This window comes from Nocardia sp. bgisy134 (assembly GCF_965341865.1).
In the GTDB taxonomy this organism is placed as follows: domain Bacteria; phylum Actinomycetota; class Actinomycetes; order Mycobacteriales; family Mycobacteriaceae; genus Nocardia.
The window spans coordinates 19,556-29,846 of sequence record NZ_CBDQZP010000036.1 but is presented as its reverse complement, the minus strand read 5'-3'; the positions used below and the strand labels follow the sequence as shown (position 1 = coordinate 29,846).

Here is a 10,291-nt window from a genome sequence, read left to right as displayed (position 1 = left end):
GTGCGCAGGCATGAGTTGACCGATGAGCAGTGGCAGGTCGTGGCGGCGTTGCTGCCGGCCTCGGGAGCGAAGGGCCGCCCGCGGGTCGATGACCGGCGGGTGGTCAACGGCATGCTGTACAAGGCCAAGACCGGGATCGCCTGGCGGGACCTGCCCGAGCGGTACGGGCCGTGGAAGACCGTCTACAACCGGTTCTGGCGTTGGTCACGCAACGGCACCTTGTCACTGTTGGTGGCGCGGGTGCGGGTGATCGCCGACGCCGTCGCCGAACTCGACCGAGAGGTGTCGGTGGACTCCTCGATCGTGCGCGCCCATCAGCACGCCGCCGGCGCCCGCCGCGACCGGGTGGTCCACATCGGCGGGGACCGGGTTCTACCCCGAAACGGACGGCGAGCCCGCTGACCACGCGATCGGTCGTTCTCGTGGTGGGCCGACGACGAAGATCCACCTGGCTTGCGACGGATTGGGGCGGCCGTTGTCGATCGTGTTGACCGGCGGCAACGTCAACGACTGCACCGTGTTCACCCGCGTGCTGGCTGGTATCCGCATGCCACGCCCCGGTCGCGGACGACCCTGGACGAGGCCGCGGCGAGTACTGGCCGACAAGGGCTACTCCTCACGGGCGATCCGGCAGTATCTGCGTCGGCGTCAGATCGCCGCGACGATTCCCGAACGCGCCGATCAACAGGCCCACCGGCGTCGCCGCGGCCAAGCCGGTGGCCGCCCACCGACGTTCGACCCGCTGGCCTACCGCCGCCGCAACGTCGTCGAACGTTGCTTCAACCGGCTCAAACAGTATCGAGCCATCGCCACCCGCTACGACAAGACCGCACTGTCCTACCGCGGCATGCTCGACCTGGCCACCCTGCTCATATGGCTTTGAGGACACTTCCTAGGGGTGCCAGCGATCCATTCACGGGCTAGTGCCGCGTCCAGGAAAGTTGATGCTGTAACCAGCCACCCGTGGTGGCGGGTTGATCGCGAAGCTGATGTGCGTGTCGGAATCGCTTGTGCGGCAAGTGATCCACGACCCCTGCCGCTGGTCGAATGCGGATATTGCGCAATGGATCGATTCCAGCGAGGCTTGCGCCCGTACGTCACACGCCTATGGGGGTCGAATGAGTTGGGGTAAGCCGCTGGTGATCGAGGCCGCCATCAATGGGTCGACGTCGAAGGAGGTCAATCCCAACGTGCCGCGTACGGTCGAGGAGATCGTCGCGACGACTCTCGCCTGTGTCGACGCGGGCGCAACCATCGTGCACAACCACAACGACGAGCCGAACTTCGGTGAGCCGAGCGTGCATTCGGCCGATCCCTACGAAGCGGCGTGGAGCCAAATCTGGGAGACCCGACCCGGTTTGCTGATGCACCCCACAACATCGGGTGAGCGCACGTCCGTGGTCGCCGATCGTTTCTCGCACATCGAAGAGCTCCATCGGCGCGGCTCCCTGACCATGACCACCGCAGATGCGGGTTGCCTGTCGCTTGCTTTCGGCGGTCCCGAAGGACCGATGGCCTTACCCGTCTTCGGCAACTCCGCTGCCGACGTCGACCAGGTGTTCGGGTGGTGCCGTGAGGCCGACCTGCCGCTTCACGTGTCGATCTTCGAGCCCGGCTTCCTCAGACTCACCCTCGCGCACCACAAGGCGGGGCGGCTGCCGAAGCGGACGAAGATCCAGTTGTATTTCGGCGGACAAGCGGCACTATTCGGCCTACCGCCGACGCAGACCGGCCTGAATGCCTACGTCGAGATGATCAGCGACGTGGGACTTCCCTGGATGGTCGGGGTGCCGTGGGGGGACGTACTCGGATCAGGGCTCGCCGAGGCAGCCCTGCGAGCGGGCGGCCACGTCCGAGTCGGTCTCGAGGATTATGCCGGACAAGGACAGCCAACCAACGAGGAGCTGGTGGCACAGGCGGCTGACCTCGGCGCGCAGCATAGGCGCCCTCCGGCCGGCGTGGACGATGTCATGGCCGCTCTTTGGGGCTAGTGTATTTGGTAGTCGTAGTGCGCGGAAGCATGCCGGATGATCGGATGAATATTCTCGGCCAGCTCGGGGCACTCGGCATCCAGGCGGGAGCACCAGTGACCGCGACACCGAGCGCAGCATTATCGACTTGCATTGGATGATGGACCGATTCGCGCCGCGCCCGGTGGTCCCGTGTTCGATGTGCGGCGGATCCGCAGGACCGTCCGCTCATCCGCATAGCAGAATGTCCTGAGCAACAGCAGATCTCGGCCTCGGACTACTACGGTGCAGCACAGTGGGCCCGCGCGCCCAGCGGCATGATCGTCGGTGTAGGCGTCGACATCGTCGGCACGGACGGGCCTGCGTGAGCGATGGCGGTGTCCTCACCTTTCCGTAGCCTGGACGGGTGGGAACTGTGGATTCCGGCCGCGAGCCTGATGTGGGGTGGGATTTCGCAGGTCCGGCCGATGCCGTGCCGCTGGGTGCCGCGATCATCGGTTATCGCGACGCGGGTGGCGCGGGGTTGGATCTTCGGGTTGCCGGGACAGCGGCGATCACCGTGGTGATCGAATTCGGGGATCGCGGGCTGATCGTCGACGATGCTGTCGGGCGGCGGACCCTCGGTGGCTTCGTTGTCGGGCTTCCCGTGGAGGCCATGCGTGTTCGTGGCGAGCGGGCAGAGTGCATCGAGGTTCGCTTGTCGCCGATACAGGCGTATTCGCTGTTGGGTGTTTCCCCAACTGATTTGGGCCGGGGCGTGGTCGCTCTGGAAGACCTGTGGGGATCGTGGGCTCGGCGACTGCGTGAGCAACTCGCGTCCACCCGGACCTGGGACGAACGTTTCGCCGTGACGAAATCGTTTCTGGCGCAATGTGAAAGGCCGATGCGGACGCCTGACCCGGAGGTGCTCGCCGGCTGGAATCGCATACTCACCTCCCGTGGCCAGGTGAAGATCGGTGAGCTCGCCGAATCCCTCGGATGGAGCCCCAAGCGGCTGTGGGCGCGGTTCGAGTCCCAGATCGGCCTGACACCCAAGCGGGCGGCGATGCTGGTCCGGTTCCGGTACGCGGTCGACGGTCTGCTGGCGGGGCGGCCCGCCGCCGACGTCGCGGTGGACTGCGGATACACCGATCAGGCTCATCTGTGCCGAGACGTGTCGATATTCGCCAACCGCACGCCGGGGGCACTGAGGGCGCACTATCTGCCCACCATCGCCCAGCAGAGGCACCGGGCCTGGGGAAGTTTTTTCCAATACCGGGCGGGAGCGGTCGGTCGATAGTGGTGCCGTGACCAGCACATTCGATCCCGAGAAGCTACAGACAGCACTGGAGACCGTTCATCGCGCCGGCATGCCCGGAGTTTTCGCCGAGGTGCGCGACGACGACCAAGTCTGGCGTGGCGCCGCCGGAGTCGCCGATGTCGCCACCGGCCGCCCCGTCACGGCCGATATGCGACACCGTGTCGGCAGCATCACCAAGACGTTCACCGCCGCCGCTGTGTTGCAGCTGGTCGACGATGGTGAAATCGAGCTCGACACGCCCATCGGCCACTACCTGCCGCGGCTGGTTCCCGGCGAACGAGGCGCGGCGATCACGGTCCGGATGTTGATCGACCACACCAGCGGCCTCGCCGAATACCTCCCGCATGCCTACCCGTCCCTCGCAGCCTTCCCCGCCCTGGCGAAAACGACACCGACCAGCCTGGATGACAGCCGGTTCACCAGGTTTCACGCGATCGAGCTGATCGAGATGGGGGTCTCTGCGCCCGCTACCGGGACCCCGGGTGGCACACCCGGGGTGTACTCGAACACCAATTATCTGCTCCTGTGCCAACTCCTGGAGTCGATTACCGGTACCTCGGCGGAGAAATACATCACCCGCAACATCATCGAGCGCGCCGGGCTGCGGGACACCGAGCTCCCGGCCGGACCGCATATCAACGGACCGCACTCACTGCACTACGAGGCGTGGTTCGGCATGATCGACCCGCCGCGCGACTACAGCGTCTACGACATGTCGTGGGTGGGGCCGGCGGCTTCGCTGATATCGACCGTCGCGGACCTGAACCGCTTCTTCGGCCTGCTGCTGGCCGGCGAAATCATCAGTCGAGCGTCGCTGGCGCAGATGCAACGTACCGTTCCGGTCATCTCCTTCGAGGGAAAGACACTCGACTACGGTCTGGGCCTGCAGAAGATGACGGTGCCCGGTCACGGCATCTACTGGGGCCATGAGGGTTCGGTCTGGGGCGGCGGCGCGATGTCCATGACCAGCGCTGACGGCAGACGGCAAATGTCCATCGCGGTCAACCTGCAGCGATGGAACCAACTCGACCCCTCGGGGAAACCGCAGCCCCATCCCATCGACGACGCACTTCGGGCTCTCACCCAACTGGCGCTGTGTGGTTGATGCACCAGAGTTCGCCCAGGGACGGGATCTCTGCGGGCTGGAACAGTCGCCGTTGCCGCCGGATCAGCGGTGAAGCTGAGATCTTCTGAGCTGTAACGGCTTTCGGACCTGGCCGTTGAGATCATCAACAGCATCGTTTCCAGATGTTACAGTGATTTCACTAACGCAACTACTGTGGTAACAACGGCTGTTGGTGACCCGACAAACCGGGCGTGACTCTCAATCGCAAACAGCTACAACAGTTTTCGGTCCGTGTCGGTGTCATCGCAGCGGTGGCCGCTGCCGGAGTGGTCGGGCTCGCAGCGCCATCTACCGCCATTCCGCACGACCCAGGCTTTCCGTTCTCGCCGACCCTGACGCGCCTGGTTCCGACCAGCTGCTCGGCGATCATCGACGCGGTCACCGTGCAGCAGGAGAAGCCTGGCACGTTCGGCGTGCGGGTGAAGGTCACCCAGACCGGGGACAGCTGCTCGGACTGGAAGGTCGCCGTGCGCTTCAAGAACCTGGATACCGGGTACGCGGACGGGCAGCAGCACCGCGTCGTGAACGGTGTCGTCCAGAACATGGTGGACGGCGTGATCGTCGGTTTCGGCACGGCGCCGGGCCTCGGCCGGGTGGAGGCTCGGATCGTCGCGCTGGACTCGAACGACAGGGAGATGGAGCAGATCTCGGGTACGGCGACGTTCACACTGAGCTGAGCGCGGGTGCCGTGTCCAGCGATCGGACGGTCGCGGTCGGCGCCTTCGACCGCACGGCACGCACGACGTCGGCGATCGACCGCCGTACCCGGTCCAAGTCCGCCCCGTTCTGCTCAGGAACCCAGTGCGTTGAGCGCGCGGTCCACGTCTGTCTCGTCGTTGTAGAGGTGGAACGCGAAACGCAGTGAGCCCGCCCGGGCCGAGGCGATCACGCCCGCCTCCTCCAGCTGCGGTGCGAGTTCGCCCGCGCCAGGAACCACGACGATCGCCGAACGCCCTGGCACCGGCTCTCGGCCGAGTTCGGCGAGACCGGCGCGGAAGCGGTCGGCCAGATCGAGATTGTGCGCGTTGATCTTCTCGACGGTCAGCTCCTCGATCAGGCCGAGACCGGCCGACGCGGCGACGACGCCCAGCCAGTCCGGGGTCGCGTCGAAGCGGCGGGTGGTGACCGGCAGGGCGCGCGGATCGTAGAGCTCGGTCCAGCGGTCCTCGGCGGCGTACCAGCTCGGCCCGATCGGGCGCAGTGCGGCGGCAGCCTCGGACGCTGCGGCGAAGAACGCCACGCTGCGCGCGCCGATCAGCCATTTGAAGGTCGCGCAGACCCAGTAGTCGGCGTCGGCGAAGCGCAGCGGCAGCCAGCCCGCCGCCTGGGTGGCGTCGACCAGCAGCCGGGCGCCGTTGGCCGCGGTGGCGGCGCGCAGCTCGGCCAAATCGGTGATACGCCCATCGGCGGACTGCACGACGCTCACGGCCACCAACGCGGTCTCCGGCCGCACCTGCGCGGCCAGCTCCGCCAGCGGAACCACCCGCACCGCCAGATCGCCGCGATGCACGAAAGGCATGGACACCGAGGCGAATTCGCCCGCCGCGAGCAGCACCTCCGCGCCGGGCGGCAGCGCGGCCGCCACCGGACCCACCAGACCGGCGACGCCGCTGCCGAGCGCAATGTGATCGGGGTGCGCGCCGGTCAGCAGCCTCGCGAACGCAGCACGCAGCTCCGGCACCATCGAATCGTGAGTCATCGGGCCGCCCCTTCCCGCCGCCCAGCGGGCGTTGACCTCGGCCTTCGCGGTCAGCGCCCGTTTCGAGGGCAGTCCGTAGGAGGCGGTGTTGAGATAGGCGGTCTCGGAACGGAATTCATCGGGCGCTAGCGAGGACATGCCTTGCAGCATGCGACCTCGGTGACCATTCGTACAGCGCCAGCGGCCCGAAAGTGGACCGATCTCGGCCGGACTCGGGACTCAGTTCGTGAATGCTCCCGCGCCGGGCGCCGCGCCGATGCCGATCGGCGATCCGCTCGGTCGCAGTGTCGCCGCGTCGAGGGAGATCACCGAACTCGGCCTGCTGCTCGCCCGCACCAGGGGCTGGAGCAGCGAGGTCGCGTCGAAGCCCGCGATCGGCGCGATGACCGGACCGGCCTGGGGGCCGAGACTGCCCACGTAGAGCTTGGCGCCGTCGGCGGTGAAGCCGACCGAGACCGGCGCGTCCACCGGAACCGAGCTCGTCACGCGGTCGGCCGCCACGTCGACCACCTGGACGGCGTTCGCGCCCGGGGTGGCCACCACGAGCCGATCCCCGTCGGGGCTGAACGCGCCCGACACCGGTGCGCTGCCGGGCGGCAGCGGGATGGCGCCGAGCCGCCGCCAGGACACCGTGTCGATCACCGAGACGTTGTCGCCCAGCGCGTTCATCGCGTAGAGCTTGTGACCGTCGGGGGAGACCGCGGCGAACGCGGGCACCGAGCCGTCGATCTGAATGCGTTCGCCGAGTTGGAATCCCGACTCGGGGTCGAACACGGCGGCGGTCGAGTCGGCGAACACGGCGTAGAGGCGTTCACCGTCGGGAGAGATGGCGGCGGCGAGCGCCAGCGACGGCAGCGGCATCGAGCGGACCAGCGTGTTGGACGTCGTACTGAGCACGTCGATGGACGGGCGGGCGGTGACCACGTAGACCAGGTCCCGGACCGGATCGGTGATCGGTCGCGTCATGCCGTCCGTCCCGCTGATCGGAATGCGGGTGGTAACGCTGTCGGTGGCGCGGTCGATGACAACAATGTCGTCGGCGCCGACGAACGGTGGATTGAACGCCTGGACATAGAGATGGCGTCCGTCCCGGGAGGCCGTCACCGCGGATGCCTGCGGTCCGACTCCCTCGACCCGGCTGACGATCTGGTCGGTCGCGGTGTCGACCACGACCACCGCGCCCTCGCCCGCCACCGGGATGTAGGCCAGCGGCCCGGTATCGGCGGCCCCGGCGGTCGGCGCGAGCAGCGACAGGGCGACCGCGGCGAGCGCCAACGCGCGCGACGATCGCCGCCGGAACCGGTTTGCCATCGTAGGACCTTTCTGGTGGGTATCCGAACGGACTATTCCGCGTAATCGCCGTCGCCGCAAGCGGTTGCCCCGCTACCGGGACGTATTGCGGTGGCGGGGGCTCGTTTTCCGTGCCGATTCTTCGCGCGGCCGAACCGTTCAGACCTTGTCGGCCCACATGTTGCTGAGCAGCCGGTGGCTCGGCGTATCGGCGAGCGATCGGCTGGATTCGTAGATCCGCCGATAGCTGGTCTCGGTGATGCGCCACCGCCCGTCGGCGTCGCGCCGGTACCGGTCGTCGTAGTACCCGGCGCCGCGGATCAGCACGCCGTACTCGGTGGCGATGACGGTGTCCTCGAAGGCCCACGACCCGGTCGCGGTGTCGCCGTCGACGGTGATCTCCGGATGGTTGGCGATGTGCACCGTGAGAATGCCGGGGCCGAGATTCTGGCGCATGAAATCGGTGATGGCGGCGCGGCCGTCGAGCGCGAGCGGTTCGCCCAGCGCGTGCGTGCCGTAGCGTCCGACCGCGTCGACGGCGAGCGTGTCGGCGAACTCCGCCCAGAGCTTGAGATCGAGGGTTCGGAAGTAGCGGTACTTCAGCTGGCGCACGGCTTCGATGGCGGCGAGATCCATGCGCTCAGCCTGGCACGAGGCGGCGCGCTCGACAAGAACGTGTTCTCATTTTATGTCGTCCGGGTGCAGCGGCGCGGGCGAATGGGTACTCGACGAGCGGGTGTGGAGCGCCCCTCCGCGCCGCCGTGCACATACCCGTCACGAGGAGGAACCGTGACCGAGACGCCCGTGCCCGCCGACCGCCCCGCCGAGCCGTCCGTCGACCAGCGGCATGCCTTGCAGACCGCCGCCGCCCGGCTGGCGAACGAGTTCGAGGGCGTCGCCCCCGAGACCGCCATCGAACAGTTCCTGCAAGCCGCCTACGACCACATGGCCGACCACGCCACCTTCGACCACTTCCTTCCCCTCCTCGCCGAGCGCTACACGCGTGAGTGGCTGCACGCCTTGGCCGAAGCCGAAACCTCGGCGTAGGTCCGTCGATGCCGCGGCTGTCGACGAAATCGACATACCCGTCGTGCCCGGCGACGCGGGCGGCCGAACCGATCAGGAATCGAGAAGCGCTGGTCACCGCGCCGCAATTAGCGTTGTCGCCATGAACATCACCACTGATCAGACCGCCATCGACTACGTCATCCTCGAGGTGTCCGACCCCACGGCTGCCGCGGCCTTCTACGACGCCGCGTTCGGTCTCGGCGACAAGGTGCGCGTCCGCGCCTCGGAGGCGCCGACGACCGGCTTTCGAGGCTTCATCCTGTCGCTCGTGGTGTCGCAGCCGAGCACCGTCGACAGCTTCATCGGCACCGCCATCGAGGCGGGCGCGACGACGCTGAAGCCGGCCAAGAAGAGCTTCTGGGGATACGGCGGCGTCATTCAGGCCCCGGACGGGGCGATCTGGAAGATCGCGACGTCGGCGAAGAAGGACACCGGGCCTGCCATCCGGGAGATCGACGATCTCGTGGTGCTCCTCGGGGTCGACAACGTCAAGGCGACCAAGCAGTTCTACGTCGACCGCGGCCTGGCCGTGGGAAAGAGCTTCGGCAGCAAGTACGTCGAGTTCGACACCCCGCCGTCTTCGGTCAAGCTGGCGCTCTACGGACGCCGTGCCGCGGCCAAGGACGCCGGCGTCAAGCCGGAGGGCGCCGGGTCGCATCGGGTCGTCATCGGCGGCGGTTTCGGGGCCTTCGCCGACCCGGACGGGTTCGAGTGGGAGGCCACCCCGGCTTGAGCCGGCGAGTCCGGCGCCTCGACCCGGGCGTATCCCGGCGCAGCTCAGCGCTCGTCGAGTCGACTTCGGCTAGGGCGCGCGCAGAGCCGCGGTCCTATCGGTAGCCCCGTTTGAGCAGGTACTTGGCTCCTGCCTCGAAGCCCGCGGGGCTCAGCACTTCGAAACCGAAGGCATCGGCGAGGCGGTCGGTCGTATCGAACGCGGCGCAGACCGCCAGCGCGTCCGCGACTTGCCGGCGTGTGACACCGGCGGACAGCACATCTCGCATGTCCTCGACGTTCACCGTTCCTTCCCGGGTCAGCTTGCCGAGCATGCGCAGCGTGGCCCGCAGTCCGTCCTCGATGGGGGCCGATTCCACGTCGGCCAGCACCGCTCGAACCTTCGCGCCGTCCTGGTACGCCTGCCCCGCGGTCGCGGTGTGCGCGCCGATGCAGAACGCGCTGTCGTTGACCTTCGACACGAAGGCCGCCATCAGCTCTCGGTCGGCTACCGACCAGGCGGAGGGCCCCCGCATCGCTTCGTGGGTGAACGCCTTCGCCAGGGCGCCGTAGAAGTCGGGCCGGTAGAAGACCAGCTTGGCGGCGTCCGGCACCGGCTGCCCGGAGAACGCCCGGATCAGCGTGAACAACAACTTGATCCCGGGACGGTAACCGCGGTTGAGGATGTCGAGTCGCATCACCCGGCCTCCCCGCTGCCGGTTGCTTCGGCCAAGGCTGCGAGTCCGGCGGCGTACCGCCGGGCGGACTGGCCGACCGCGGCGGAGACGACCAACTCGAAGAGCTGATCCTCACTGAAGCCGGCTGCCTTGGCCGCGGCGAAGTCGGCATCGGTGACCTGCGCAGGCTTCGTAGCGACCTTGCCGATCAGCGCCTGCAAAGGCGGTGGAACATCGGCATTGCGGAAGGCGCGGGAGCGTTGGTCCCGAGATGCCCTGCCCTCCCCGTTCAGGACGCGGTCCACCAGAGCGCGGTGCGCTGCTTGCTTCTTGTCCTCGTATGACACAGCGGCTTCCACCTCTCCACGAGTTCAGCTACTGCCTCCACGCGCACCACGATAGGCCCACCGGGCAGCGGTCAGAACTCACACCTTCTCCGGGCTGATGTGA

Annotated in this window: 11 protein-coding genes and 1 pseudogene; 7 read left to right on the top strand and 5 right to left on the bottom strand. The window is 67.5% G+C overall.

Annotation, left to right across the window (positions count from 1 at the left end):
* From ACRWNM_RS35750 to ACRWNM_RS35730, 5 genes and pseudogenes are all read left to right on the top strand, one after another.
* Positions 1 to 883 (top strand): annotated as a pseudogene (locus ACRWNM_RS35750) (IS5 family transposase); the annotation flags it as partial.
* A 91-nt stretch (positions 884 to 974) separates the two neighbouring features.
* Positions 975 to 1,991: a 3-keto-5-aminohexanoate cleavage protein gene (locus ACRWNM_RS35745; RefSeq protein ID WP_431972591.1), complete on the top strand. Its 1,017-nt coding sequence runs from the start codon at positions 975 to 977 to the stop codon at positions 1,989 to 1,991.
* 385 nt (positions 1,992 to 2,376) lie between these two features.
* Positions 2,377 to 3,249, top strand: a complete 873-nt coding sequence (locus ACRWNM_RS35740) for a helix-turn-helix domain-containing protein (protein ID WP_431972590.1) — start codon at positions 2,377 to 2,379, stop codon at positions 3,247 to 3,249.
* A 7-nt stretch (positions 3,250 to 3,256) separates the two neighbouring features.
* The gene (locus ACRWNM_RS35735; RefSeq protein WP_431972589.1) at positions 3,257 to 4,375 is read left to right on the top strand and encodes a serine hydrolase domain-containing protein; all 1,119 of its coding nucleotides are present in this window, start codon (positions 3,257 to 3,259) and stop codon (positions 4,373 to 4,375) included.
* A gap of 272 nt (positions 4,376 to 4,647) precedes the next feature.
* Positions 4,648 to 5,073, top strand: coding sequence for a hypothetical protein (locus tag ACRWNM_RS35730; protein WP_431972588.1), 426 nt, complete (start codon positions 4,648 to 4,650; stop codon positions 5,071 to 5,073).
* Between the two features lie 113 nt (positions 5,074 to 5,186).
* Here the strand turns inward: ACRWNM_RS35730 and ACRWNM_RS35725 are convergent, their stop codons facing one another.
* The 3 genes from ACRWNM_RS35725 to ACRWNM_RS35715 all read right to left on the bottom strand — a co-directional run bounded on the left by ACRWNM_RS35725 (position 5,187) and on the right by ACRWNM_RS35715 (position 8,021).
* Complete coding sequence (locus ACRWNM_RS35725; RefSeq protein ID WP_431972587.1) at positions 5,187 to 6,233, bottom strand: aminotransferase class V-fold PLP-dependent enzyme; 1,047 nt, start codon at positions 6,231 to 6,233, stop codon at positions 5,187 to 5,189.
* Positions 6,234 to 6,314: 81 nt separating this feature from the next.
* Positions 6,315 to 7,406, bottom strand: coding sequence for a YncE family protein (locus ACRWNM_RS35720; RefSeq protein WP_431972586.1), 1,092 nt, complete (start codon positions 7,404 to 7,406; stop codon positions 6,315 to 6,317).
* 138 nt (positions 7,407 to 7,544) lie between these two features.
* Positions 7,545 to 8,021, bottom strand: coding sequence for a nuclear transport factor 2 family protein (locus ACRWNM_RS35715; RefSeq protein ID WP_431972585.1), 477 nt, complete (start codon positions 8,019 to 8,021; stop codon positions 7,545 to 7,547).
* Positions 8,022 to 8,174: 153 nt separating this feature from the next.
* On the opposite strand from ACRWNM_RS35715, the gene ACRWNM_RS35710 reads away from it, so the two are divergent.
* The gene (locus ACRWNM_RS35710) at positions 8,175 to 8,432 is read left to right on the top strand and encodes a three-helix bundle dimerization domain-containing protein (RefSeq protein WP_431972584.1); all 258 of its coding nucleotides are present in this window, start codon (positions 8,175 to 8,177) and stop codon (positions 8,430 to 8,432) included.
* Positions 8,433 to 8,553: 121 nt separating this feature from the next.
* Positions 8,554 to 9,186: a glyoxalase gene (locus ACRWNM_RS35705; protein WP_431972583.1), complete on the top strand. Its 633-nt coding sequence runs from the start codon at positions 8,554 to 8,556 to the stop codon at positions 9,184 to 9,186.
* A 94-nt stretch (positions 9,187 to 9,280) separates the two neighbouring features.
* Here the strand turns inward: ACRWNM_RS35705 and ACRWNM_RS35700 are convergent, their stop codons facing one another.
* On the bottom strand, positions 9,281 to 9,862 hold the full coding sequence (locus ACRWNM_RS35700; protein WP_431972582.1) for a carboxymuconolactone decarboxylase family protein: 582 nt from the start codon (positions 9,860 to 9,862) through the stop codon (positions 9,281 to 9,283).
* Entirely contained in the window at positions 9,862 to 10,188 is a 327-nt protein-coding gene (locus ACRWNM_RS35695) for a hypothetical protein (protein ID WP_431972581.1), read from the bottom strand. Before ACRWNM_RS35695 ends, ACRWNM_RS35700 begins: the two co-directional genes overlap by 1 nt.
* Positions 10,189 to 10,291 lie beyond the last annotated feature (103 nt).